The sequence below is a fragment of the Amorphus coralli DSM 19760 genome (genome assembly GCF_000374525.1).
GTDB lineage: Bacteria > Pseudomonadota > Alphaproteobacteria > Rhizobiales > Amorphaceae > Amorphus > Amorphus coralli.
On record NZ_KB894572.1, the window covers coordinates 103777 to 128005 of the forward strand.

Consider the following 24229-nt stretch of genomic DNA (forward strand, 5'->3'; position numbering starts at 1 on the left):
GAGGACGGCATGGCAGAGGGCATCGACAAGACCGCCAACCAGTCCACCCAAGTGGCGTTCCGCATTATCGAGGAGATGGCGGCGGCCGGGGAGGGAATGCGGCTCACCGACATCGCCCGCCAGCTCGGCATGCCGAAGGCGCGGGTCTACCGGTTCCTGCAGACGCTGGTGGCCATCGGCTACGTGGCGCAGGACCCGGACACGGAACGCTACCGGCTCACCCTCAAGCTCTACCATCTCGGCCAGGCCATCGCCGACGGCACCGAACTGATCACCGTGGCGCGGCCGGAGATGATCCGCCTGCGCGACGCCACCGGCCAGACGGTCACGCTGTCGGTGCTGGAAGAACGCGGGATGCGGGTGATCGACATCGTCCGCATGGAATCACCGGTGCAGATCGTCACCAAGCCGGGTGCGCTCCTCGATTTCCATGCCTCCGCCCAGGGCAAGCTGGCGCTGGCCTTCGGCCCGGCCCGGCTCTGGTCCGTGGTGCGCGGCGCGGCCCTGCACGCCTACACGGCGAAGACCATTACCGATCTCGACGCTCTGGAGCGCGAGGTCGCAACGGTCCGCGCGCGGGGATGGGCCGTGGCGCCCTCGGAGGTTCTGCCCGGCGTGAACGCGGTGTCCGCTCCGATCCTGGACGCCAGCCACACCCTCGTCGGGTCCATCAACATCGCCGGTCCGGTGGAAACCATCCGGCCGGAGCCGGTCGATACGCAGATCTCGGCGGTCCTTGGGGCCGGTCGGACCATTTCAGTCAGCCTGGGTTGCACGGAGTATTTTGGATGACGCGATTTTCCCTCGCAATTGACATCGGCGGGACGTTCACCGACGCCGTGCTGCTCGCCTCCGACGGACGCAGCTTCGTCGACAAGACGCTGACCACCCACGGAAATCTGCTGGAAGGCTTCTTCCGGGGCGTCGACCTGGTGCTCGGCCGGGCCGGTCTCGGCCCCGCCGACATCGACGACGTGGTGGTGCACGCGACCACGGTGGTCACCAACGCGCTCATCGAGCGCAAGGGCCCGCCGGTGGCGCTGGTGCTGACGCAGGGCTTTCGCGACATTCTCTACATTCGCGACGAGCACCGCTACGACATGTACGACCCGCAGATCGAGTTCGCGGAGCCGCTGATCCCGTCGGAGCGGACCTACACGCTGGACGAGCGGACCTACGCGGACGGCACGGTGGAGAAGGGCGTCGACCGGGACGAGGTGAAGGCGATCATCGCGGCATGCCGCGAGGCGGGTGTGGCCTCGGTCGCCGTGTGCCTGCTCAACGCCTACCGCAACGGCGCCAACGAGGACGCCGTGCGGGCCATCTTCGCGGAAGAGGCGCCGGAGATCTTCGTCTCGCTCTCCAGCGAGATTGCGCCGCAGATGCGCGAGTATCTCCGCACCTCCACCGTCGCGATCAACGCCTACACGGTGCCGATCACCCGGCCCTATCTCACCGCGCTGACGAAAGAACTGGACGCGCGCGGCTTCTCCCAGCAGCCGCTGATCATGCTATCGAACGGCGGCGTCATCGGCGCTGAACGGGCCGGCCGCTTCCCGGTGCGGATGATCGAATCCGGTCCGGCCGCCGGCGCGCTGGTCGCCTGCTACTTCTCGCGGCTGTTCGGCATCAAGGACCTGATCTCCTTCGACATGGGCGGCACCACGGCCAAGGCCTGCATGATCCAGGACCACGAGCCGCTGGTGACCGGCACCTTCGAGGTGGACCGGCGCTACCGGTTCAAGCCGGGCAGCGGCATGCCGATCACCGTGCCCTCCATCGACATGATCGAGATCGGCGCCGGCGGCGGCTCCATCGCCTCCATCGACGCGCTCGGGCTCCTGAAGACCGGGCCGGAGAGCGCCGGCTCCATTCCCGGGCCGGTCTGCTACGGGCGCGGCGGCGAGAACCCGTGCGTCACCGACGCCGACGTGGTGCTCGGCATCATCGATCCCGACCGGTTCCTGGGCGGCGACATGACGCTGGACGCCGATGGCGCCCGCGCAGCCCTCGGCGCGCTCGGCAAAAAGCTGGGCCTGTCGGCGGAGAAGGCGGCCTGGGGCGTGTTCGAGGTGGTGTGCGAGCAGATGGCGGCCGCTACCCGCACCCATGCCACCGACCGGGGCATCGACTATCGCGGCCTGCCGATGCTGGCCTTCGGCGGTGCGGGTCCGGTGCACGCCTGCATGGTGGCGGAACTGGTCGACGGCGACACCATCATCTACCCGCCGCTGGCGAGCGTGCTGTCGGCCTTCGGCACGCTGGTGACGCCGGCGCAGATCGACCTGGTGCGCAGCCTGGTCTGTCTGCTTGAGGCGCTGGACTGGGACGCGGTGGACGCGACGCTGCAGTCGATGATCGAGGAGAGCGCCGAGGCGCTCAGGGAAGCCGGCATCCGCGAGGAGGACCTGCAGTTCACCTTCGCCGTCGACATACGCTATCTCGGCCAGCAGTCGGAACTCCGGATCGACCTGCCGGGCGACCCGCGCCAGGCGCGCGACGCCGCCGCCATCCGCGCCCTCTACGAGGCGGAGTACGAGGCCCAGTACGGGCTCAAGCTCGACGACATCGCCATCGAGGTGGTGAACTGGCGGGTGACCGGGAGCGGCCGCAAGCCGGAGCGCGCAACCGCGGCCGCCGCTGCCGACGGGGGCGGTGCCGAGGCGCACTCCCGCACCGTGCACCTGCGCGGCGAGCCGTGCGAAGTGCCGGTCTACCAGCGCAAGGCGCTGACGATGGCCGACCGGGTCGAGGGCCCGGCGATCATCGAGGAGCGCGAGACCACCATCTTCATTCTGGAGGGCTGGACCCTCGGCCTGCACGAAACCGGCAGCCTGGTTGCCACCAAAGCAAAGGGAGGCCGCTGATATGGACGGCGTTGAACTTCAGATCCTCTGGAGCAACATGATCGGCATCGTGTCGGAGCAGGCCCGTGCCCTGCAGCGCATCGCCTTCAGCCCGATCGTGCGCGAGGCGGGCGACCTGGCGAACGGCCTCTTCGATGCCGACGCCCGCATGGTCGCCCAGGCGGTGACCGGCACGCCCGGACACATCAACTCGCTCGCCGCCGCGGCCCGCAACCTGCTCGGCCACATCGACGTCAACGAGCTGAAGCCCGGCGACGTGCTGATCACCAACGATCCGTGGATGTCGGCCGGCCACTTCTTCGACATCACGGTGCTGTCGCCGATCTTCCGCGGCGACAAGCTGATCGGCTACGCCGGCTCCACCATCCACCACACCGACATCGGCGGCTACGGCATCGGCTCCGGCGCCCGGGACATCCACGAGGAAGGGCTCTGGATCCCGGTCACCAAGCTCTACGAGGCGGGCAAGCCGAACGAGACGCTGTTTGCCATCATCAAGCGCAACGTGCGGACCCCGGACGCGCTGCTCGGCGACCTGGGCGCCCAGGTTTCCAGCGGCCTGATCGCTGCGGAGCGGCTCAACGCGCTCTGCGACCGCTACGGGCTCGACGACATCTCCGAGCTGTCCGACGAGATCATCAAGCGCTCCGAAACGGCCATGCGCGAGGCGATCTCGAAGCTGCCGCACGGCACCTATCACGGTGCCTCCACCTTCGACGTGCCCGGCGGCCAGACCATCACGCTGAAGACCGCGGTCACCGTCGATCCGAACGCGGGCGAGATCACCATCGACTTCGAGGGCTCCTCGGGGCCGAGCGGTTCGGGCATCAACGTGGTGCCGGCCTACACCCATGCCTACGCCACCTTCGCGGTGCGCTCGACGCTCAACCCGGACCTGCCGAACAACGCCGGCAGCCTGGCGCCGATCAAGCTGAAGCTGCCCGACGAGTGCATCGTCAACGCCAAGTATCCCTCGCCGGTGAACGCCCGGCACGTGGTCGGCATGTACGTGCCGTTCCCGATCCTGAAGGCGCTGTCGGAGGTGGTGCCGGACCGGGTGGTGGCGGAAGGCTCCGGCGCGGTCTGGACCATCCAGATCCAGGGCAAGGACGCCGAGGGCCGGCCGTTCACCAGCTCCATGTTCAACTATTCCGGTGGCATGGGCGCGCGGGCGGAGAAGCCGGGCCTGTCGGCCATCTGCTATCCGACGGGCGTGGCCGCGGTGCCGGTGGAGGTGCTGGAGGCGTCCTATCCGATCGCCTTCACCTGCAAGGAGCTGGAGCGCGGGTCCGGCGGCAAGGGCCGGCAGCCGGGCGGCGACGGCCAGCGCATCGGCTACCGGATGCGCACCACGCATCCGTGGCTGCTCAACACCATCCCGAGCCGGCTCAAGAACGCGCCGGAGGGGCTTGCCGGTGGCGAGGACGGCACCGCCGGGCGCTTCGAGATCAACGGCAAGCCGGTGCTCGACACCCGCAAGATGGAAATGCAGCCCGACGACGAGGTGTTCATGGTGACGCCCGGCGGCGGCGGCTTCGGAGCCTGATGCGCAACCCACGCGGAGCCTGACCCATGGAGATCAACGCGGCCTTCCGCCGGCGCCTCGTCGGCGGCGAGAGGATCATCGGCACGTTCGTGAAGACGCCGAGCCCGGCAGTCGTGGAGATCCTCGGCCGGGCCGGGTTCGATGTCCTGGTGCTCGACGCCGAACACACGGCGATGGGCCGCGAGACCGTCGATCTCTGCCTGCTCGCGGCGCGGGCCGCCGGGATCGCCATGCTGGTGCGGGTGCCGGTGGCCTCGCCGGAATGGATCGGCTCGGTGCTCGACAGCGGCGCGGCCGGTATCATGGCGCCGCACGTGACCTCGGTGGCGGACGCGGAGCGGATCGCCACGGCCATGCGCTACGGTCCCGGCGGGCGGGGCTTCTCGCCCTCGGTGCCGGCGGCCGGCTATGGCGCGCGCGGGATCGCCGGGCACCTGGAACGGGCAGCGGAGGAAGCCGTGTTCGTCTGCCAGATCGAGGATCCGGACGCGGCAGCTGCGGCCTCGGAGATCGCTTCGGTCGACGGCGTCGACGCGCTGTTCGTCGGTCCCGTCGACCTGGCGGTCGCCTGCGGCCGGACCGATCCGCGCGATCCGGAGATCGCGGCACTGGCGTCGCGGGTGCTCTCGGTCGCGGCCGAGGGACATGCGCGCACCGGCATGTTCGTCGGATCCATGAAGGAGGCTGCGGTCTGGGATCGGGACGGCGCGACGCTCTTCGTCGTCGGAACCGACCAGGCGTTCCTGAAGGCCGGCGCCGGAGCGGCGCTCGCTGGCCCCGACGCGGGCTGAGGAGGACGGCATGAACCTCGCCGAATGGCTGGTGCGCACCGCGCGCCGCGTGCCCGACGCGCCGGCCCTGATGCACGGCGCCACGGTGGTCGCGACCTATGCCGACTTTGCCCGGCGCGCCGCGCGGATCGCCACCGGCCTGCGCCAGGCCCACGGCATCCAGCCCGGCGACCGGGTGGCGCTGTTCATGGAGAACGCGCCCGCGTACCTGGAGCTTCTCTACGGGATCTGGTGGGCCGGCGCGGTGGCGGTGCCCATCAACCACAAGCTCCATCCGCGCGAGGCGGCCTTCATCCTGGAGGATTGCGGCGCCGGCCTCGTTGCCGCCTCCCGGCCGGACGAGGCGACGCGTGGCATGCTGGGCGAGGGGCGGGTGCGGCTCATCGACCTCGCCGGCGACGATCACCGTACGCTTCTGGAACACGCGCCGATGGAGGCGCTGGAGCCCGTCCACTCCGACGCGCTCGCCTGGCTCTTCTACACCTCCGGCACGACGGGCCGGCCGAAGGGGGTGATGCTGACCGTCGCCAACCTGCAGGCGATGACGTTCGCCTATTTCGTCGATGTCGACGAGGTGCTGGCGGAGGATGCCGCGCTCTATGCCGCGCCCATGTCGCACGGGGCGGGGCTCTACAATTTCATGCACGTGCTGCGCGGCAGCCGGCACGTGGTGCCCGTCTCCGGCGGCTTTGATCCGGCGGAGATCCTGGAACTCGCCGGCTCGGTGGGCAGCCTGTCGATGTTCGCCGCGCCGACCATGGTCCGCCGGCTGGTCTCCCACGCGAAGGCGGTGGGCCACGACGGGACGGGCATCCGCACCATCGTCTATGGCGGCGGGCCCATGTACGTCGCCGACATCGAGGAGGCGGTGGCCGCGCTGGGCGAGCGCTTCGTGCAGATCTACGGCCAGGGCGAGACGCCGATGACCATCACCGCGCTGTCGCGCACCGAGGTGGCCGACCGTGCGCACCCGCGCTGGCGCGAGCGGCTCGGGTCGGTGGGGCGGGCGCAATCGTGCGTGGAGGTGCGTGTCGCGGACGAGGACGGGCGGACGCTGCCGTCGGGCAAGAGTGGCGAAATCCTGGTGCGCGGTCCCAGCGTCATGGCGGGCTACTGGCGGAACCCGGCGGCGACGGCGGAGTCCCTGCGCGACGACTGGCTGTGGACCGGCGACGTGGGCGCCATGGATGCCGACGGCTACCTGACGCTGATGGACCGGTCCAAGGACGTCATCATCTCCGGCGGCACAAATATCTACCCGCGCGAGGTGGAGGAAGTGCTGCTGCGCCACGCCGCCGTCGCGGAGGTCTCCGTCGTCGGGCGGCCGAGCGCGGAATGGGGCGAGGACGTGGTCGCCTTCGTGGTGGCGGCGGACGGTGATGCGGCGGATCCGGCGGCCCTCGACGCGCACTGCCGCGAGGCGATCGCCCGCTTCAAGCGGCCGAAGGCCTATCACTTCGTCGATGAGCTGCCGAAGAACAACTACGGCAAGGTCCTGAAGACGGAGCTCCGCAAGCGGCTCGCCGACGCGCCGGTCGGGTAGCGAGGGCGGCGGAGGGAGCCGCTCCTACCGGGCGCGGGCGTCCCGGATCGCCTTCCAGACGCGATCCGGCGAGACCGGCATGTCGATATGATCGATGCCGAGCGGCGAGAGGGCATCGACCACGGCGTTGATCATCGCCGGGATCGAACCCACGACACCGGCCTCGCCGGCGCCCTTGGCGCCCAGCGCGTTGCGCGGCGAGGGGACCGGGTGGGTCGCCACGGTGAACATGGGGAACTCGCCGGCGCGCGGCATCGCGTAGTCCTGGAAGGAGGCGGTCAGCGGCTGGCCGGACCCGTCCTGATAGACCATGCGCTCCATGAGCGCCTGGCCGGCGCCCTGGACGATGCCGCCATGGAGCTGGCCTTCGACGAGCTTCTTATTGAAGACGGTGCCGACGTCATCGATCACGGTGTAGCGCACCAGCTCGACCTGGCCGGTCTCCGGGTCCACCTCCACCTCGCAGACATGGCAGCCGTTGGGGAACGTGGCGTCGTCGGTGGCGGAGAAATTCTCGCCCTCGAAGTCTTCGCCCGTCTGCCGCGCGAGATCCGGCAGGGTGATGCGTCGATCGGTGCCGACGATGGTGAAGGCGCCGTCGGCAAACTCGACGTCCTCCGGCGAAACCTCGAGCTCGTCGGCGGCCTTCGCCCGGGCGCTCTCCACCAGGACGTCGAAGGCACGGACCATCGCCGTGCTCGCCGCGCTGGTGGTGCGCGAGCCGAACGAGCCGATGCCGCGCTCCACCAGGTCGGTGTCGCTGGCCAGGTAGCGGATGTCCTGAGGCGCCACGCCGATGCGCTCCGAAAGGAGCGTGGCGTAGGTGGTGCGATGGCCCATGCCGCTGTCGCCGCAGCCGAGCGCGAGCGAGACGGAGCCGTCCGCCTCGACGCGGATCTTGGCGAACTCCAGCATGGGCGAGGGCTGTGGCCCGCCGGCGATCTCGATGGCGTAGGCCAGTCCGATGCCGCGCATCCGGCCGCGCGTGGCGGCCTCGGCGCGCCTGGCCTCGAACCCCGACCAGTCGGCCAGCGCCAGCGTTTCGTCCATCAGGGCGGGGAAGTCGCCGCTGTCGTAAGTGAAGACGAAGCCGGTGTCGTAGGGCATCCGCTCGGCCGGGATCATGTTGCGCCGGCGCAGCTCCACCGGATCCCGGTCGAGCCGTCGGGCGGCGAGGTCGATCAGCCGTTCGATCAGGTAGATCGCCTCGGGCCGGCCGGCGCCGCGATAGGGCGACATGTTCTGGGTGTTGGTGAAGACGCCGTCGACGGTCGCGGCAATCTGCGGCGTGCGGTAGACGCCGGACAGCGAGCCGACATTGGCGACCATCGGATGCGGGGTCATCGGCGCGAGATAGGCACCGAGATTGGCCGACGAGGTCATCTCGAGGGCGAGAAAGGTGCCGTCCTCGTCCAGCGCCAGCGCGGCCTCGACGATCTGCTCGCGCGAATGGCTGTCGGCAAGGAGCGACTCGGTGCGCGCCGGATCCCAGCGCACCGGCCGGCCGGTCTGACGCGCCGCGGCGAGCACGACCGGGTATTCCGGGTAGGCGGAGTTCTTCATGCCGAAGGAACCGCCCGTGTCGTGGGCCACGACGTGGATGCGGTCCTTGTCGATGTTCATGACCTTGGCGACGCCCTCGCCGAGACGATGGGCGGCCTGGGTGCCGACATAGAGCGTGTAGCGGCCGGCGTCCGGATCCCAGGCGCCCAGGCAGCCGCGCACCTCCATCGGGGCGGCGGTGACGCGGGTTATCTCGAAGCGCTCGCGGACCACGTGCGGCGCGGCATCGATGGCGGACCGGACCGCGTCGGGGTCTCCCTTGACCACGCGGAAGCAGATGTTGTTCGGGCAGTCTGGCCAGACCAGCGGCGCCCCGTCCTGCTTCGCCGTGACGGGATCGACGACGGGATCGAGGTCCTCGATGTCGAACTCGATCAGCTCCAGGGCATCCTCGGCGAGGTCGCGGGTTTCTGCGACCACGGCGGCCACCATGTCGCCGACATAGCGCACCATGCCCTCGGCGAGCGGCCGGTAGGGCGGAATGTGCATCTGGCCGCCGCCCGGCGCCTCGTAGACGAGGTTCGGCATGAAGACACCGGTCTCCGGCGGCAGATCGTTCGCCGTCAGGACCGCCAGGACGCCGGGGGCCTCGCGCGCGGCGGCGACATCGAGGGTGGCGATGCGGCCGAACGCCACCGGCGAGCGCAGGAGCACCAGCGACGCCTCGCCGTCGAGCCGAATGTCGCCGGTGTAGCGGCCGGCGCCGGTGACGAGCGGCCCATCTTCCAGACGGCCTTCGAAGCGTCCGAATGTCTCGGTCATGGTCTGTCAGAAACCTGGAGAAACAGCGATACGGGCGAACGGGCCGGCCAGAATGCGGGCTGGTCCCCGTCCGCGCAAGCCGGTTCCGGCACGGCAAGCGGGCGGTGCCTTCCTAATACAGGCACAGCGGCGCTTCCGGCCGGATATTTTCGCGATCCCTACTTCGTCGGAATGTACTTGGTGGGGATCGCGGTGGTGAATTTCAGCTCTTCCATGGCGATCGAGGCGCTCATGTCGGAGAATTCGAGCTTCTTGATCATGCGCTGGTAGACGGCGTCGTAGGTGTCCACGTCCGGCACGACGATGCGCAGCAGATAGTCGGTCTCGCCGGTCAGGCGCCACGCCTCGACGATCTCCGGCACGTCGGCGATCATCGCCCGGAAGCCGTCCAGCCATTCGGCCTCGTGGCGCGGTGCCTTCACGCCGACGAACACCGTCATCGGCACGTTGGCCTTGCGCCGGTTCACCAGCGCCACCCGGCGGCTGATCAGGCCCTCGTCCTCCAGCTTGCGCACCCGGCGCCAGCACGGGGTGGACGACAGCCCCACCTTTTCAGCCAGCGTCGCCACAGGCACCATGGCGTCCTGCTGGAGGATCTCCAGGATCTTGCAGTCGATGGCGTCCAGCATGGCCGTTCCTTTCATTCAGGTGCGGGAGGTCGCCCGGCCGCCAGGCGGCAGGAAATTCGTCTGACTTTGAAAGTAGCATCAGATTGCATGATATGGGAAAGAAATAGAACGATATGATCCGGTCTTGCGGTATTCTTGGAGTGGATTGGTGTCCGTTGTCATCCCGGCGGGCGTAGGGTGCGCCCATGAGCCGGACCGAATTCAGTCCGGCGACGGCGAAGGAGAGACGCTATGCGCACGATCGGCCTGATCGGCGGGATGAGCTGGGAAAGCACGGCGGTCTACTACCGCCTCCTGAACGAGGGTGTTCGCGACCGTCTGGGCGGCCTGCATTCCGCTGACATTCTGCTGCGGTCGGTCGATTTCGAGACGGTCGTCGCCCTGCAGAAGGCCGGCGACTGGGAGGCGGCCGGGCGAATGCTCACGCAGATCGGCACCGGGTTGGAGGCGGCTGGCGCGGATTGTCTCATGATCTGCACCAACACCATGCATCTGTTGGCCGACGAGGTGCAGGCGGCAATGTCGGTTCCGCTCATCAACATCATCGACGTGGTCGCAGAAGCGGTGGCCGCGGCCGAGTGCCAGCGGCCACTGGTGCTGGCCACCCGCTACACGATGGAAGAGGACTTCTATGTCGGCCGCATGCGCAGACGCCACGGCCTGGAGCCGATGGTTCCGGATGCGGCCGGGCGGAGCCTCGTGCATGACGTGATCTTCGACGAGCTCTGCAAGGGACGCGTCGACGAGGGGTCCCGGCGCGCGTTCGTGGCGTTGAGCGAACGGGCGGCGGCGGACGGCGCCGACAGCGTGATCTTCGGCTGCACCGAGGTCGGGCTTCTGCTGTCGCCCTCGGACGTGGCTCTGCCCGCCTTCGATTCCACCGTCCTGCATGCCCGGGCGGCCATCGACTTCGCGCTCGGCGGTGACGCGGCGACCATCGCCGCTGCGTGACCGGCAGCGTCCTGCGCGTGGCTACCGCATGCAGGCGAGAGGCTTTGCGCGCCTGCTTCGATCTGGTCTAAGTCGTGGCACCGTACGGGCTCCGCGGGACGACGGGTGCCGCGGTCCGACGATTTGTGGGAGGCGGGCAGAATGATGCACAACGAACAGGACGCGCTGCGCTTCCCCTGGCCCGAGGCTCCCGAGCCGGGCGTTCCGGTGGAGGTTGCCCCGGGCATTCTCTGGGTGCGTTTTCCGCTCCCCTTCCGGCTCGACCACGTCAACATCTACCTGATCGCGGACGGCGATGGCTGGGCGGTGGTGGACACCGGCATTTCCGACGACGTGACGCGGGAGGCGTGGGGCGCGCTGCTCAACGGCCCGCTCGCCGGCCAGCCTCTGACGAGGCTCATCGTCACCCATTTCCACCCCGATCATATCGGGCTCGCCGGCTGGCTGTGCGCGGAGTTCGGCATTCCGCTCCTGACCAGCCAGACGTCGTTCCTGATGTGCAACGTCATCTCGCTGACGCCGGGCGCGGCGGAGGCCAAGCCCTATCGCGATTTCTACCTGCGTCACGGCATGGATGCCGAAACGGCGCAAATGGTCTCCACCCAGGGGCACCAGTATCTGCAGATGGTGGCGCCGTTGCCGCCGACCTTCCTGCGGCTGCTCTCCGGCGACACGCTGACCATCGGCGGGCGCCAGTTCCGCGTCTATTCCGGCGACGGTCATGCGCCGGAGCAAATCATGCTCTACCTGCCGGAGGAGAAGATCCTGTTGGCCGCCGACCAGGTGATCGCGCGCATCACGCCGAACATCAGCGTCTGGGCGGTGGATCCGGACGGCGACCCGCTGGGCCATTATCTGCGCACCACCCGGACGCTGGAATCGCACGTGCCGGAGGACACGCTGGTGCTGCCGGGCCACGAGCTTCCGTTCTACGGGCTCGCGGAGCGCTGCCGGCAGATCGTCAACCACCACGAGGACCGGTGCCGGATGATCACCGAGGCCTGCGCCGACGGGCCGAAGTCGGTGGCCGAGCTGGTGCCGGTGGTGTTTCAGCGGCCGCTCGACCCGCATCAGCTCTCGTTCGCCTTCAGCGAGACCCATGCCCACGTGAACCGGCTGATCCGGCGCGGCGAGCTCGCCTGGATCGAGCGCAACGGCGGGGTTGCCTGCGTGCTGGCCAAATAGCCCACGAAAAAGCGCCGCCGGCCGGTGCGGTCGCGCTCCACCTCGTAGAGGTCACCTTCCGGGCCGCATTTCTCCGGCACCGCCGCTGCCAGCGCGGCGATCTCGTCGGTGACTATGCGGTGGAGATCGAGGCGGAGGGGGTCGTCGGGTAGATGCCGACGGCCCTAAACCCCGATATCCAGCCCCAGGTCGAGGGCCTTGGAGCTGTGGGTCAGCCAGCCGGCGGAGACGATGTCGACGCCGGTCTCCGCGATCGCCCGGGCCGTCTCTCTGGTGATCCGGCCCGAGGCTTCCAGGATCGCCCGCCCGTCGACGAAGGCAACGGCCTTCGCCAGCGTCTCCGGCCCCATGTTGTCGAGGAGCACCACGTCGGGGGCGGCCGTCATCGCCTCTTCCAGTTGCTGCAGCGTGTCGACCTCCACCTCGATCTTGACGAGATGGCCGATGCGGGCGCGGGCCCGTTCGATCGCCGCGGTGACGGAGCCGGCGAGCGCGATGTGGTTGTCCTTGATGAGGACGGCATCGTCGAGGCCGAAGCGGTGGTTGGCGCCGCCGCCGGCGCGAACGGCGGCTTTCTCCAGCGCGCGAAGGCCGGGGGTGGTCTTGCGGGTGCAGGTGACGGCAGCCTCCGTGCCGCGCACCGCGTCTACCAATTCGCCCGTTGCCGTGGCGATGCCGGACAGCCGGCACTGGAGATTGAGGGCGGTGCGTTCTCCGGTCAGGAGCGCCCGGGCGGAGCCTGCAATGCGCATCACCACGTCACCGGAGGCGACCCGGCTGCCGTCCGGCCGCTCGACCGTGACGGTCATGGCCGGGTCGACGAGCCGGAAGGCGAGCGCCGCCACCTGGCAGCCGGCGACGATGCCCGGCTGGCGCGCGGCGATGACCGCCTCGGCGGTGAGGTCGGCGGGCACGATGGCATCGGTGGTGAGGTCGCCGGCGCGGCCGAGATCCTCCAGGAGCGCGGCGCGCACGATGGGCTCGACCATGAGGGCCGGCAGGGCGAAGTCGGACATGTCTGATCTCGGTCGGCTGCGGGATGCGGGGAGGGGCCGCCGCACGGGCGACGTCCTCCGATCTTACCTGACCGCGAGCATGCGTTCCACGGCAAGCCGGGCGCGCTCGGCGACCGCCGGGTCGACGGTGACTTCCGTGGTCATCGTCTCCAGCGAGCGGCGGATGTTGGACAGCGTGATCCGCTTCATGTGCGGGCAGAGGCCGCACGGCTTCATGAACTCCGTGCCCGGCGATTCCGCTGCGATGTTGTCGCTCATGGAGCATTCCGTCACGAGCAGCACGCGCTCGGGCTGCCGGTCCTTGACGTAGGAGATCATCTCCGCGGTGGAGCCGGCGAAGTCCGACGCCTCGATGACGTCCGGCGGGCACTCCGGGTGGGCAATCACGGTGAGGCCGTCGATGGCGTCGCGGTATTCGCGGATCTCGTCGCCGGAGAAGCGCTCGTGCACCTCGCAGGCGCCCTCCCAGGTGATGATCTCGATGTCGGTCTGGCTGGCGACGAAGCTCGCCAGATACTTGTCCGGGATCATGATGACCCGCGGCACGCCCAGCGACTTCACGATCTTCAGCGCGTTGCCGGAGGTGCAGCAGATGTCGGATTCCGCCTTCACGTCGGCGGAGGTGTTCACGTAGGTCACCACCGGCACGCCGGGATAGCGCTCGCGCAGCGCCCGCACGTCGGCGCCGGTGATGGAGGAGGCGAGCGAGCAGCCGGCGCGGGCGTCCGGGATCAGCACCGTCTTGTCCGGGCAGACGAGCTTCGACGTCTCCGCCATGAAGTGGACGCCGGCCTGGACGATGACGTCGGCGTCGGTTTCCGCTGCCCGCCGCGCCAGCGCCAGCGAGTCGCCGACGATGTCGGCGACGCCGTGATAGATCTCCGGCGTCTGGTAGTTGTGGGCCAGTACGATGGCGTTCTTCTCGCGCTTCAGCCGGTTGATGGCGTCGATCTCGGGCGCGAGGAGCTGCCACTCGGCGCGCGGCACGTGCGCCTTGACCTTCTCGTAGATGGACGCGGTGCGCGCCTCGATCTCCGGCGTGAACGCACGGCGCTCCAGCGCCTCTGCCAAGACTGCGGTCACTGTGACCTCCTTTTGCTCAGTTTGAGCATTTCATTCCGACAAAAAGAGGGCTGGGTGCAGCGGCCCTTTATGCTCAGCTAGAGCATAAGAGGTATTGAGCCGGAGTCAAGGGAAGCCGGCGCGCCGGGTGGCGGAGAGCCGCACGCCGGGGGCCGGGCGCTCCAGCGTCGCCTCGCGGCGGAAGCGCATCAGCTTGGCCGGCCGGCCGCCGGTATCGGTAGCCACCTCGCCGGTTTCCTCCACCAAATCCTGCTGGGCGATCAGGCGGCGGAAGTTCTGCTTGTGCAGCACGATGCCGGACAGCGCCTCGGCGGTGCGCTGCAGCTCCGACAGGGTGAAGGCCGGCGGCATCAGCTCGAACAGAACCGGCCGGTACTTGATCTTGGCACGCAGCCGGCTGATCGCCGTGGCCAGCATCCGCCGGTGGTCGGCGTGCATGGCGAGGCCGGGGACGGTGCTGCCGGCCGGTGATGCGTCGCCCCGGTCGATGAAGGCTTCCGGAACGAGGCCCGCCTCGTAGAGCATCTCGTATCGCTCCAGCGTGCGCTCCTCGTCCCAGGGCGCGCCGTTGCCGGCGAAGGCGAGGCGGATGCGGTCGGCGACTTCCCGGTCTCCCGCCACGCCGGATCGGGCGGCCCACTTGGTGAGCCGGTCGAGAAGCGGCTCGCGGGCGGCGGGCTCGCCGGCGCGCATGTCCTCCCACGGGAAGAAGGCGTACCAGGAGCGCCAGTCTCCCTGGTGGGGCAGGGCCGGGCCCGGCGGCGAAACCAGCGCCAGGTAGGCGATGGAAAGCGCCCGGTCGGCATCGGGGCCGGAATGCTCGAACTTGGAGGGGGCCGGATCGCCGAACGTGTAGAGCTGCTCCACGTAGCCGAGCCGGAAGCCGGTCTCGATCTCCACCCAGTTGCGCAGGCCGGCCTGCAGGGTGCGGTGGGCGGATTCCAGCGGGCCGGAGGGCAGCGCCACGGGGGCATCGGCGCTGCGCGACACCGTCAGCACCACGGGGTCGCCGGCACGCACCGCGACGACCACCGCCGTCAGGTCGACGCGGACGCGGCTTTCCTCGTGGCTTTCCGTCATGGTGCTCCCGTCGGCTGCGTGGCTGGCGGCATCATAGCGCGGCGCGGCGATTCGTGCGCCGGGGCGTGAGCGGCATTCCTCCCCTTCGCAACGACCGGCGCATCCCCTAGAGTACCGCGCGACGGCCGCCTGACGGCCGCCGGTTCCCAATCCTCTCCGCAGTCCGCAGGTTCGCCATGAGCTCCGCAGCGTTGCTTCAGACCGTCCCGAATTCCCTCGAAGAGCAGTGGATGCCGTTCTCGGCGAACCGCGACTTCAAGAGCGATCCGCGTCTCGTGACCAAGAGCGAGGGCGTATATCTGTGGGACCAGCGCGGCGGCCAGGTCATCGACGGGTCCTCGGCGCTGTTCAACGTGGCCGCCGGTCATGGCCGCAGGAAGATCGCCGACGCGGTCTATGCCCAGATGCAGGCGAACGACTACGCGCCCTCCTTCCAGCTCGGCCATCCCGGCGCCTTCCAGCTGGCCTCGCGGCTGGCGGCGATCCTGCCGGAGCCGATCAACCACGTCTTCTTCGTCAACTCCGGCTCCGAAGCCGTCGACACGGCGCTGAAGATCGCCATGGCCTATCACCGGGCGCGCGGCGAGAGCCAGCGAATCCGCTTCGTCTCCCGCGAGCGCGCCTATCACGGCGTCAACATGGGTGGCACCTCGCTGTCCGGCCTGGTGAAGAACCGCGAGGGCTTCCCGGTCACCCTGCCGAACGTCGTGCTGATGCGCCACACCTGGGATCCGAAGGTCCGCTTCCAGCGTGGCCAGCCGGAGACCGGCGCGGAGATGGCGGAAGACCTGCAGCGCTTCTGCGACACCTATGGCGCCGGCACCATCGCCGCCGTCTTCGTCGAGCCGGTGGCCGGCTCAACCGGCACGCTGGTGCCGCCGAAGGGCTATCTCGAGCGGATCCGCGAGATCTGCGACAAGCACGGCATACTGCTCGTGTTCGACGAGGTCATCACCGGCTTCGGTCGGCTCGGCACGCCGTTCGCGGCGGATGCCTTCGGCGTGGTGCCCGACATCATGACCATGGCCAAGGCGCTGACCAACGGCGCTATCCCGATGGGCGCGGTGGCGGTGCGCGACGAGATCTACGACACCGTCGTCGACGCCGCCCCGGAAGACGCCATCGAGTTCTTCCACGGCTACACCTATTCCGGTCACCCGGCCGCCTGCGCCGCGGGCCTCGCCACGCTGGAGATCTACGAGGAGGAAGACCTCTTCGCCCGCGCCGCCGCGCTGTCGGACTATTTCCTGGACGCGGTGTGGAGCCTCAAGGATCTCGATTGCGTGGTCGATCTGCGCGGCTACGGCTTCATGGCGGGCGTCGAGGTGGCGCCGGACGGCGCGCCGGGCCTGCGCGGCAACGCGCTGCAGAAGAAGCTTTTCTGGAACGGCCTGCACGTGAAGTTCACCGGCGACACGGCGATCCTCGCCCCGCCGCTGATCGCGGAGAAGGCCCACATCGACGAGATCGTCGACAAGCTGCGCGTGACGCTGGCGACGCTCTGAGATCGCGAACGGAGCGGCAGGCGGAACGTTCCCGCCCGCCGCGCCGTTCCTCCCGCGACGTGCCTGCACCGCCGGGGCCGGACGAGCCGGGTCCGATGCGGAGGAGGGCCGAGATCAAGGGGTTCCAGATGCACTATCCGCGCGAGACTTACGAAGAAGCCCGTCGCCGTCTGTCCGGCGGTGGCCGCTACCTGATGGAGCACCTGCCGGAGCGGGCGCTGCCGGAGCGCCTGCGCCCGCGCGACAACCGCGATGCCGCGCTGATGGCGCTTGGCATAGGGGCCGCTGCCGTGGTGCTTGCCGGGACCTGGTACCTGGTGTCGACCGAGCCGAAGCGCCGGCGCCTGCGCCGCTCCGCCCGCAAGGCCTATCGGTCTGTCGCCGGCTGAACAGACGTCTGATTTCCGCGGAATAAGGAAGAAGGCCCGTCGGCGATATCCGGAGGGCCTTTTTCCGTTCGGCCGTTTCCCACCCGCTCCCGCGCGGGAGCGGGTGGGAGGATATCCTTGACGGTTCCGACGATGTTTTTTGAAGAATGCGCCAGTGCCGCCCAGCTTGCGCATCGGGCGTGAGCCGCTACAACGTGCCGGCGGGCTCAGTCGAACCAAATACGAGCGATAATGACAAAGTTCCTGTCCTTGCACGACGCCATCGCCGAGAATGTGCGCGACGGTGACGTGGCAGCCTTCGAAGGCTTCACCCACCTCATTCCCCACGCCGCCGGCCACGAGGTCATCCGCCAAGGCCGAAAGGACCTGACGCTGATCCGCATGACGCCGGACATCATCTACGATCAGATGGTCGGCATGGGCATGGTGAAGAAGCTGATCTTCTCCTACGCCGGAAATCCGGGCGTCGGCCTGCTGCGCCGACTGCGCGACGCGGTGGAGAACCACTGGCCGAACCCGGTGGAGATCGAGGAACACAGCCACGCCGCCATGGCCAACGCCTACGAGGCGGGCGCGGCCGGACTGCCGTGTGCGGTGTTCCGCGGCTACAAGGGCGCCGATCTGGCCAAGGTCAATCCGAACATCAAGTCGATCAACTGCCCCTTCACCGGCGAGGAACTGGCCGCCGTGCCGGCGATCCGGCCGGACGTGGCGGTGATCCATGCCCAGCGCGCCGACAAGAAGGGCAACGTGCTGATCGAGGGCATCGTCGGCATCCAGAAGGAAGCCGTTCTCGCGGCGAAGCGCTCGGTGGTCACCGTCGAGGAGGTCGTCGACGATCTGGACGCCGGCCCCAACGCCTGCGTGCTTCCGGACTGGACCGTTTCTGCCATCGCGGTGGTGCCGGGCGGGGCGCACCCGTCCTACACCCAGGGCTACTACGACCGCGACAACGCCACCTACCTGGAATGGGACAAGGTGTCGTCGGACCGCGAGGCCTTCGCTGCCTGGATGAAGGCCAACGTGCTGGACGCCGGTCCGGACGTCTACGAGGAACGCACCCGGTACCTGAGGAGCGCGGCATGAGCGATCTCGGCTTCACCCCCGACGAAATCATGACCATCGCCGCGGCGCGGTCGCTGTCCAACGACGATGTCTGCTTCGTCGGCATCGGCGCGCCGTCGGCCGCCTGCAACGTGGCCCGGCTGACCCATGCGCCGGACATCACGCTGATCTACGAATCCGGCACCATCGGCACCGCACCCTCGGTGCTGCCGCTGTCCATCGGCGACGGCGAGCTCTGCGAGACCGCCGTGACCACCGTCTCCGTGCCGGAGATGTTCCGCTACTGGCTGCAGGGCGGACGCATCTCCATCGGCTTCCTGGGGGCAGCCCAGCTCGACCGGTTCGGCAACATCAACACCACCGTGATCGGCGACTATCACAATCCGAAGGTCCGTCTGCCTGGTGGCGGCGGCGCGCCGGAGATCGCGTCCTCCTGCGGCGAGATCTTCATCACCATGAAGCAGTCGCTGCGCGGCATGGTGGAGAAGATCGACTTCTTCACCTCCTTCGGCCACGGCGAGGGCGGCGATCATCGCCAGCGCATCGGCGTCACCACCAAGGGGCCGACCCGGTTGATCACCGACCTCGCCGTCTGGAAACCGGATCCGGAGACGAAGGAGTTCACGGTCGTCTCGCTGCACCCCGGCGTCACCCGCGAGGACGTGCAGGGGACCTGCGGCTGGACGGTGAAGTTCGCCGACGCGCTTGAGGAGACCCCGGCGCCCACCGAACTGGAGCTGGAGACACTGCGGGCGCTCAAGGAGCGCACCCGCGAGGCGCACGCCAAGACCGGCAAGCCGCCCCAGGCGGCCTGACCGGGCCGAACGTCGACCGCATGATGAGGAGGGCCGGCGCAAGCCGGCCCTTTTCGTGGGTGCAGGCCTTCCGGCGGAGGTGTCCTTCGGGCCGCAACCGGTTAGGCTGGGGCAAGCCGGGCTGTCGCCGGCAAGGAAGAGGTCGAGAATGGCGAAGGACACGGACCACAGCGCACCGCCCATCCCGAAGATGGACCGCGACACCTACCGCGAGGCGCTTTACGCGCTGCAGATCGAACTGGTGAAGCTGCAGCGCCACTACATCCGCAACGGCGACAAGATCCTGGTGATCCTCGAGGGGCGCGACGCGGCCGGCAAGGACGGCGTGATCAAGCGCATCACCGAACACCTCAGCCCGCGCGAGACCCGGGTCGTGGCCCTCGGCAAACCCTCCGACCGCCAGCAGACGGAATGGTATTTCCAGCGCTACGTGCCGCACCTCCCGGCCGGGCAGGAGTTCGTGCTGTTCAACCGCAGCTGGTACAACCGCGCCGGCGTGGAGCGGGTCATGGGGTTCTGCACAGACGAGGAGTATGAGAGGTTCATGGAAACGGTGCTCGACTTCGAGCACATGCTGGTGCGCTCCGGCATCACGCTGATGAAATATTATCTCGACATCGAGTTTGAGACACAGATCAAGCGCCTGGAGGCGCGCCGCACCGATCCGCTGAAGCAGTGGAAGATCAGCCCGATCGATGCCGTCGCCGCAGAACACTGGGACGCCTACAGCGTGGCCCGCAACGAAATGCTGACCCGCACCCACACCCCGATCACGCCCTGGACCGTGGTTCGGGCCGACGTGAAGCGCCAGGCCCGCATCAACCTGATCCGGGACCTCCTGTCGCGGCTCGACTACGACGACAAGGATCACGCTGTGGTCGACGGCGACCCGCACGTGGTGTTCCCGTTCGATCCGCACCGCATCACGCACGGCATGATCGCACCCTGATCGGGCACGCCAGCCCCGATGGGGCGTCCGGCGACCAGGCCACCGTGTGGATCAGCGGGAGGGCGCCATGGCAAAGCCGGGGTCGGCGATTTCGGTCACCAGCGTGCGCACGGCGTCGGGGAACTGTCCGGCAGGGATCGGCCTGGAGAACAGGTAACCCTGGAATTGGCGGCATCCCAATCGATGGAGCGTGTCCAGCTCCTCGCGGCGTTCCACCCCTTCGGCCACCACGGGCACGCCAAGCCCCTCCGCGAGGGTCAGGATCGACGTGCAGATTGCCTTCAGTCGGCTGTCGGCGTCGATATGGCTGACGAACTGCCGATCGATCTTCATCTCGTCGAAGTCGATGTTGGCGATGTAGCGAAGGTTTGAGTGTTCGGCGCCGAAGTCGTCGAGCACGACGGCGATACCGCGTTCCTTCAGCGCGGCAATCGTACGCCGCGCCTGCTTCAGGTCCGTCACCACCACCGTTTCGGTGATCTCGAACTTCAGGGCATCGTGCGCGATGCCGGCGGCTTCGACCGCGCGATCCAGGGTGCTCAGAAGGTCTGGGTCGCTGAACTGGCGCGCTGACATGTTGATGGACAAGCGTGGGGTTTCCACCAGCGAGCGACCCATCTCGGCGGCTTGCCGGCACGCCGTCTCGAGGATCCACTGCCCGAGCGGAATGATCAGCCCTGCCCCTTCGGCGAGCGGAATGAAGGAGTTCGGCGGGATCAGCCCACGTTCGGGGTGGCGCCAGCGGATCAGGGCCTCGGCGCTCACCACCCGCCGGCGGTCGAACTCCACGATCGGTTGATAATGGAGCTCGAACTGTCCGGTCTCGATGGCCGTCCGGATCTCCTGATCCATCTCGAACAGGCGCCGTGCCGACCGCTGCGATTCCGCCGAGTAGAACAGGACGTTCGATTCGGCGTCCGGCTCGGCGTTCTTCGTCGCCGTCATGGCGGCCGACATCAGGGCATCGGCCCGTGCCCCGTCTTCGGGCGGCCGGGCCACACCCAACAGGAGCCTGGGGTAAAAGGCGTAGTCGCCGGACGTGAGGGGACGGCTCAGGCGCTCCGACAGGGCGGAAAGGGCGTCCTCAAGATCGCTGCGCTCTTGCAGCGGCATCGAGAACTTGATGATGCCCGGCGCCACGCGGCCCACCTCGAGGACCGACGGCTCGTCCCGGAGGCGCTCGACGAACGCCGCCAGCAACTCCCTCCCGGTCGGCACATCGAAGAAATAGTCGATCTCCGACCGGTTCTGCACGAGCAGGCAAACCACGGCGATGCGTTTCCGCGCCGCCAGCTGGTCGTCGATGAGCTGGCGCAGGCGGTTGCGATTGGGCAGGCCCGATTCGGCGTCGAGATCGGTCAGCTTCCGGACCAGCTCGTCCAGTTCCCGGATGGTGCTGTCGGTATCGCGCATCAGCGTGCCGGCCTCGTCGTCGAAATCGAGGGGCAGTACCGGCAGCCGACCACTCTGCCGATAATCGCGCAGGGCGCGCGAGGCCGCCAGGATTGGGGCCAGCAGGTCGTAGAGTACGAGCAGGGTACAGGCCGTGCCGATCAGCGTCGCCGCCAGCAGGACCGCGAGAATCAGCAGGACCGTCCCCCAGTCCGCAAGGGAAAAGACCAGGGCCACCGCAACCACGCTGATCAGCGGGAGATGGATGCCGAGAAAGGTGACCAAAAGAATCTTGGCGGGATAGTTCAGGCCGCGAACGCGGGAGAGTGAGCTATAGAAACGCATGGTGACTTTGCGGATATCGAAAAATCTTGCGTCGACTTACACCAGCCTATCGTGCGCCCAATGGAATGCCAGAGCCGAGTCTGGGGAGCGCGCGGGGATTGTTTTCCGTAGTCGGGGTGGCTTGCGCGAACCTGCGGGTCGGTCTCGGCCGTCGACCGTTTCAGGCGCCCGGCCCAGGATCGGGCCGGATGGTCGCCGCTGTCGCGAAGCGCTCCCGGAAAACGTGCGCCTCGACCGCCTTGCTGTAGAGCCATCCCTGCGCCGAAAGGCCCGGCTGCATCGACCTCAGCAAGACTGCCTGGGTTTCCGTCTCCACGCCTTCGCAGATCAGCTCGACGTCCAGCGCGGAGGCAAGCGCCAGCACCTGCTTCACGACTTCGCAGCCGATCGTGCTTTCACCAAGTCCCTGAACAAACATCTTGTCGATCTTGATCCCGGTGATCGGCAATTCCTGGAGATAGGCGAGGCTTGAATAGCCGGTTCCGAAGTCGTCGATCAGGATCTGGAAACCGGCGCTGCGGTACTTTGCCAATGCTTCGGCCAGCACATCGTGATCCGCGGTCTGCCGCTCGGTCAGTTCCAGGGCGATCCTGTGGCGATCGATGCCGTGGGCCCCAGCCTCCGCCTCGATGAAGGGAAGGAACTCGGGATCCAGGAAATCCGGTACCGACAGGTTGATGCTCAGATAGAAATCGTCGTGCCGCAGATAGTCGCGCATGTCGCGCAAGGACCGGCGCGCGACGGAACGGCTGATGAGGCCGATCAGGCCCAGATTTTCCGCCGCCGCAATGAACCGTTGTGGCGAGATCCACTGGCCGTCGACGTCGACGAGCCGGACGAGGGCCTCCGCGCCCCGGAGGGTGCCGTCATCCAGGCTGACGATCGGTTGGTAGACGACAACCAGCCGGTCTTCCCGGATAACCTTGGACAGTTGCTGCCGCATCGGAAGCTGCTTGTACAGCAGGAAGAGGAGGGTCAGACCGAGCAATCCGCCGCCCAGCACGCCCGCCAGCCCGGTTGCAGCAAAGCCGAGCGGATCGGCAAGGACAGGGTTCGGCATCCGGAAGCGCCCGACAACGCACACATCGTACCCGTCGCTGCACAAACGGACGTGTCGAGCCCGGTTCGGAAGGTACCAAGCGGACGTTTCGGCGGCTTCACCGGCGAGCCCGTCGGTGTCGCCGATCTCGCGCTGCACGCGCGTCCGGGCCCGGTCCTCGATGACAAATCCGATTCCCGGCTCCAGATTTTCGTAGTTCTGGAAGATCCAGGGCGAGATGACCACGATGCTGGTGCCGAGCGCGGCAAGATTGACGGGCTCTTCCAGCGGTACGAGGCCGACCTTGTTCCACCAGAGTGAGGACCCGTGGGCACGCCCGACGGCGTCGGCTTGCGGCAGAAGCGGGGGAGAGTCCAGGATGCCCCAGAGGGCGGTGCAGGCCAGCTTGTCGTTGATGATCCTGCCGACATCGGCGAGATACATGGTGTCGTGGGCAATCTGACGGAGCTCGTGGAGGTCGGGATCGCTGCAAGCAGGATGTTGCGACTGGTTCAGCCGCTCGAACACGGCAATGTTGCTCGCGGCGATTCCTTCCGCGCGGGAGAAGACGGCGTCCGTTTCCCAGCGGATCCGCTCGTCGGCGGCAAGCTGCATCAGCAGATAATAGGCGGACGCGCTCACCAGACCGCCGAGCAGAGCGATCGCGACGACGCCTGCAATCTGGCGCCAAGTGTGGTTGAGGCGTTTCATCGCCGGTTGTTCGGCCCTGTCCCATCAGTGCTCGACGGCACCGCAGGCAGTCTGCATCCGAAAAGTCGGATCGCTGCCGCTGACTGCCTGCATAAAGCGTCAATCTTGCGTGAAGCCATCGCGACAGGGTTGGCGTCCTGATCGGCGCATTGTCCCGCAGGCCGCCCTTGTGGGCGAGGGGCGCACTCGATAGTCTCGCCGCGTTAGACCTGCAGCGTTCCCCAAGGAACTGAAAGCGATTGCGGTGCGGCCGACCCAATTCGGGGGCCTACGCCGTGGCTGCCGATGACGAGTGTGACGGACCACGCCTCCCCGTGGCGCCGCCCATCCTTGATCGGATCGTTGCCCCGCATTCGACAAGGAGACACCGATGGCCGCTCGCGCCCTCATCGCACTCGCTACGCTTCTCGCCGCTGCCGCTCCCGCCCTCGCACACACGGGCGCCGGTCCGGCATCCGGCTTCGCGGCCGGCTTCGCCCATCCCATGGGTGGCCTCGATCACATGCTGGCGATGATCGCCGTCGGCCTGTTGGGCGCCTCTCTCGGGGGACGCTGGATGTGGGCCCTGCCGGCAGCCTTCCTCGGGGTGATGGTCGTGGGCGGCATTGCCGGCCTGGCGGGCGCGCCGCTGCCGCTGGTCGAGCTCGGCATCAAGGGCTCGGTCGTGGTCCTCGGCCTTGCCATCGTCTTCGGCGCCAACGTCACCGGCGTTGCGGCGGCCGCCCTCGTGGGCGTGTTCGCCCTGTTCCACGGTCACGCCCACGGCACCGAGATGCCGTCTTCCGTCGCGGCGCTGGAATATGGCGCCGGCTTCGTGGCCGCCACCGCGCTCCTGCACGCCGCGGGTCTCGGCATCGGCCTGTCCACGGGCTTCCTCTCTGGCCGCACCGGCGTGCTGGCCCGACAGGCGGGCGGTGGTGCCATTGCCGCGCTCGGTCTCGTCGTCCTCCTGGGCTGACAGGCCGCTCGCGAACGTATCGCCGGGCCGGCCTACCGGCCCGGC

At 68.3% G+C, this 24229-nt stretch carries 20 protein-coding genes; 13 read left to right on the forward strand and 7 right to left on the reverse strand.

What is annotated here, in order from left to right; all coding sequences use genetic code 11:
• The first annotated feature begins 9 nt into the window (after window positions 1-9).
• From C507_RS0108480 to C507_RS0108500, 5 genes are read left to right on the forward strand one after another with little or no spacing between them, the layout of a single operon-like run.
• Window positions 10-792: an IclR family transcriptional regulator gene (locus tag C507_RS0108480; RefSeq protein ID WP_018699252.1), complete on the forward strand. Its 783-nt coding sequence runs from the start codon at window positions 10-12 to the stop codon at window positions 790-792.
• On the forward strand, window positions 789-2867 hold the full coding sequence (locus C507_RS0108485) for a hydantoinase/oxoprolinase family protein (protein ID WP_018699253.1): 2079 nt from the start codon (window positions 789-791) through the stop codon (window positions 2865-2867). The genes C507_RS0108480 and C507_RS0108485 overlap by 4 nt, the downstream gene beginning before the upstream one ends.
• Window position 2868: 1 nt before the next feature.
• Entirely contained in the window at window positions 2869-4413 is a 1545-nt protein-coding gene (locus C507_RS0108490; protein ID WP_018699254.1) for a hydantoinase B/oxoprolinase family protein, read from the forward strand.
• Window positions 4414-4439: 26 nt separating this feature from the next.
• Window positions 4440-5204, forward strand: coding sequence for an HpcH/HpaI aldolase family protein (locus tag C507_RS0108495; protein WP_018699255.1), 765 nt, complete (start codon window positions 4440-4442; stop codon window positions 5202-5204).
• 10 nt (window positions 5205-5214) lie between these two features.
• Complete coding sequence (locus C507_RS0108500) at window positions 5215-6747, forward strand: class I adenylate-forming enzyme family protein (protein ID WP_018699256.1); 1533 nt, start codon at window positions 5215-5217, stop codon at window positions 6745-6747.
• Between the two features lie 24 nt (window positions 6748-6771).
• Here C507_RS0108500 and C507_RS0108505 read toward each other — a convergent pair whose 3' ends face one another.
• On the reverse strand, window positions 6772-9072 hold the full coding sequence (locus C507_RS0108505; RefSeq protein ID WP_018699257.1) for a xanthine dehydrogenase family protein molybdopterin-binding subunit: 2301 nt from the start codon (window positions 9070-9072) through the stop codon (window positions 6772-6774).
• Between the two features lie 158 nt (window positions 9073-9230).
• Window positions 9231-9698 (reverse strand): Lrp/AsnC family transcriptional regulator, encoded by a 468-nt coding sequence (locus C507_RS0108510; protein WP_026318948.1) that lies wholly within the window; start codon window positions 9696-9698, stop codon window positions 9231-9233.
• A gap of 234 nt (window positions 9699-9932) precedes the next feature.
• Here C507_RS0108510 and C507_RS0108515 point away from each other — a divergent pair, with 234 nt between their 5' ends.
• Both C507_RS0108515 and C507_RS0108520 read left to right on the forward strand, forming a co-directional pair.
• A complete protein-coding gene (locus tag C507_RS0108515) occupies window positions 9933-10652 on the forward strand; it encodes an aspartate/glutamate racemase family protein (RefSeq protein ID WP_018699259.1) in 720 nt (239 codons plus the stop codon).
• Window positions 10653-10793: 141 nt separating this feature from the next.
• Window positions 10794-11837, forward strand: a complete 1044-nt coding sequence (locus C507_RS0108520) for an MBL fold metallo-hydrolase (RefSeq protein WP_018699260.1) — start codon at window positions 10794-10796, stop codon at window positions 11835-11837.
• Window positions 11838-12001: 164 nt separating this feature from the next.
• On the opposite strand, the gene nadC is transcribed toward C507_RS0108520, so the two are convergent.
• The 3 genes from nadC to C507_RS0108535 form a co-directional block, all read right to left on the reverse strand.
• Window positions 12002-12853: a carboxylating nicotinate-nucleotide diphosphorylase gene (gene nadC / locus C507_RS0108525; protein WP_018699261.1), complete on the reverse strand. Its 852-nt coding sequence runs from the start codon at window positions 12851-12853 to the stop codon at window positions 12002-12004.
• 63 nt (window positions 12854-12916) lie between these two features.
• On the reverse strand, window positions 12917-13924 hold the full coding sequence (gene nadA, locus C507_RS0108530) for a quinolinate synthase NadA (protein ID WP_051089745.1): 1008 nt from the start codon (window positions 13922-13924) through the stop codon (window positions 12917-12919).
• A gap of 117 nt (window positions 13925-14041) precedes the next feature.
• Window positions 14042-15016, reverse strand: a complete 975-nt coding sequence (locus tag C507_RS0108535) for an NUDIX hydrolase (RefSeq protein ID WP_018699263.1) — start codon at window positions 15014-15016, stop codon at window positions 14042-14044.
• 176 nt (window positions 15017-15192) lie between these two features.
• Between C507_RS0108535 and aptA the strand changes: the two genes are divergently transcribed.
• The 5 genes from aptA (at window position 15193) to ppk2 (ending at window position 19739) form a co-directional block, all read left to right on the forward strand.
• On the forward strand, window positions 15193-16521 hold the full coding sequence (aptA, locus tag C507_RS0108540; protein WP_040400855.1) for an omega-aminotransferase AptA: 1329 nt from the start codon (window positions 15193-15195) through the stop codon (window positions 16519-16521).
• Window positions 16522-16616: 95 nt separating this feature from the next.
• The gene (locus tag C507_RS0108545) at window positions 16617-16910 is read left to right on the forward strand and encodes a hypothetical protein (RefSeq protein WP_018699265.1); all 294 of its coding nucleotides are present in this window, start codon (window positions 16617-16619) and stop codon (window positions 16908-16910) included.
• Window positions 16911-17141: 231 nt separating this feature from the next.
• Window positions 17142-17996, forward strand: coding sequence for a CoA transferase subunit A (locus tag C507_RS0108550; RefSeq protein WP_018699266.1), 855 nt, complete (start codon window positions 17142-17144; stop codon window positions 17994-17996).
• The gene (locus C507_RS0108555; protein ID WP_018699267.1) at window positions 17993-18790 is read left to right on the forward strand and encodes a CoA-transferase subunit beta; all 798 of its coding nucleotides are present in this window, start codon (window positions 17993-17995) and stop codon (window positions 18788-18790) included. Before C507_RS0108550 ends, C507_RS0108555 begins: the two co-directional genes overlap by 4 nt.
• A gap of 148 nt (window positions 18791-18938) precedes the next feature.
• Window positions 18939-19739 (forward strand): polyphosphate kinase 2, encoded by an 801-nt coding sequence (ppk2, locus tag C507_RS0108560; protein WP_018699268.1) that lies wholly within the window; start codon window positions 18939-18941, stop codon window positions 19737-19739.
• Window positions 19740-19790: 51 nt separating this feature from the next.
• Here ppk2 and C507_RS0108565 read toward each other — a convergent pair whose 3' ends face one another.
• Window positions 19791-21416 carry a putative bifunctional diguanylate cyclase/phosphodiesterase gene (locus C507_RS0108565; RefSeq protein WP_169508959.1) on the reverse strand — a complete coding sequence of 542 codons (1626 nt, stop codon included), beginning with the start codon at window positions 21414-21416 and terminating at the stop codon, window positions 19791-19793.
• A 220-nt stretch (window positions 21417-21636) separates the two neighbouring features.
• Complete coding sequence (locus C507_RS0108570) at window positions 21637-23226, reverse strand: EAL domain-containing protein (protein ID WP_018699270.1); 1590 nt, start codon at window positions 23224-23226, stop codon at window positions 21637-21639.
• Between the two features lie 370 nt (window positions 23227-23596).
• On the opposite strand from C507_RS0108570, the gene C507_RS0108575 reads away from it, so the two are divergent.
• Window positions 23597-24184 (forward strand): HupE/UreJ family protein, encoded by a 588-nt coding sequence (locus tag C507_RS0108575; RefSeq protein WP_018699271.1) that lies wholly within the window; start codon window positions 23597-23599, stop codon window positions 24182-24184.
• The last annotated feature ends 45 nt before the right edge of the window (window positions 24185-24229 follow it).

What these genes read in the sequence shown, in the direction of transcription:
- C507_RS0108550 (WP_018699266.1), top strand. Translation starts at nt 17,142, where the DNA reads ATGACAAAGTTCCTGTCCTTGCACGACGCCATCGCCGAGAATGTGCGC.
- ppk2 (WP_018699268.1), top strand. Translation starts at nt 18,939, where the DNA reads ATGGCGAAGGACACGGACCACAGCGCACCGCCCATCCCGAAGATGGAC.
- C507_RS0108495 (WP_018699255.1), top strand. Translation starts at nt 4,440, where the DNA reads ATGGAGATCAACGCGGCCTTCCGCCGGCGCCTCGTCGGCGGCGAGAGG.
- aptA (WP_040400855.1), top strand. Translation starts at nt 15,193, where the DNA reads ATGAGCTCCGCAGCGTTGCTTCAGACCGTCCCGAATTCCCTCGAAGAG.
- C507_RS0108505 (WP_018699257.1), bottom strand. Translation starts at nt 9,072, where the DNA reads ATGACCGAGACATTCGGACGCTTCGAAGGCCGTCTGGAAGATGGGCCG.
- C507_RS0108480 (WP_018699252.1), top strand. Translation starts at nt 10, where the DNA reads ATGGCAGAGGGCATCGACAAGACCGCCAACCAGTCCACCCAAGTGGCG.
- C507_RS0108555 (WP_018699267.1), top strand. Translation starts at nt 17,993, where the DNA reads ATGAGCGATCTCGGCTTCACCCCCGACGAAATCATGACCATCGCCGCG.
- C507_RS0108575 (WP_018699271.1), top strand. Translation starts at nt 23,597, where the DNA reads ATGGCCGCTCGCGCCCTCATCGCACTCGCTACGCTTCTCGCCGCTGCC.
- C507_RS0108570 (WP_018699270.1), bottom strand. Translation starts at nt 23,226, where the DNA reads ATGAAACGCCTCAACCACACTTGGCGCCAGATTGCAGGCGTCGTCGCG.
- C507_RS0108500 (WP_018699256.1), top strand. Translation starts at nt 5,215, where the DNA reads ATGAACCTCGCCGAATGGCTGGTGCGCACCGCGCGCCGCGTGCCCGAC.
- C507_RS0108520 (WP_018699260.1), top strand. Translation starts at nt 10,794, where the DNA reads ATGATGCACAACGAACAGGACGCGCTGCGCTTCCCCTGGCCCGAGGCT.
- C507_RS0108545 (WP_018699265.1), top strand. Translation starts at nt 16,617, where the DNA reads ATGCGGAGGAGGGCCGAGATCAAGGGGTTCCAGATGCACTATCCGCGC.
- C507_RS0108535 (WP_018699263.1), bottom strand. Translation starts at nt 15,016, where the DNA reads ATGACGGAAAGCCACGAGGAAAGCCGCGTCCGCGTCGACCTGACGGCG.
- nadC (WP_018699261.1), bottom strand. Translation starts at nt 12,853, where the DNA reads ATGTCCGACTTCGCCCTGCCGGCCCTCATGGTCGAGCCCATCGTGCGC.
- C507_RS0108515 (WP_018699259.1), top strand. Translation starts at nt 9,933, where the DNA reads ATGCGCACGATCGGCCTGATCGGCGGGATGAGCTGGGAAAGCACGGCG.
- C507_RS0108485 (WP_018699253.1), top strand. Translation starts at nt 789, where the DNA reads ATGACGCGATTTTCCCTCGCAATTGACATCGGCGGGACGTTCACCGAC.
- C507_RS0108490 (WP_018699254.1), top strand. Translation starts at nt 2,869, where the DNA reads ATGGACGGCGTTGAACTTCAGATCCTCTGGAGCAACATGATCGGCATC.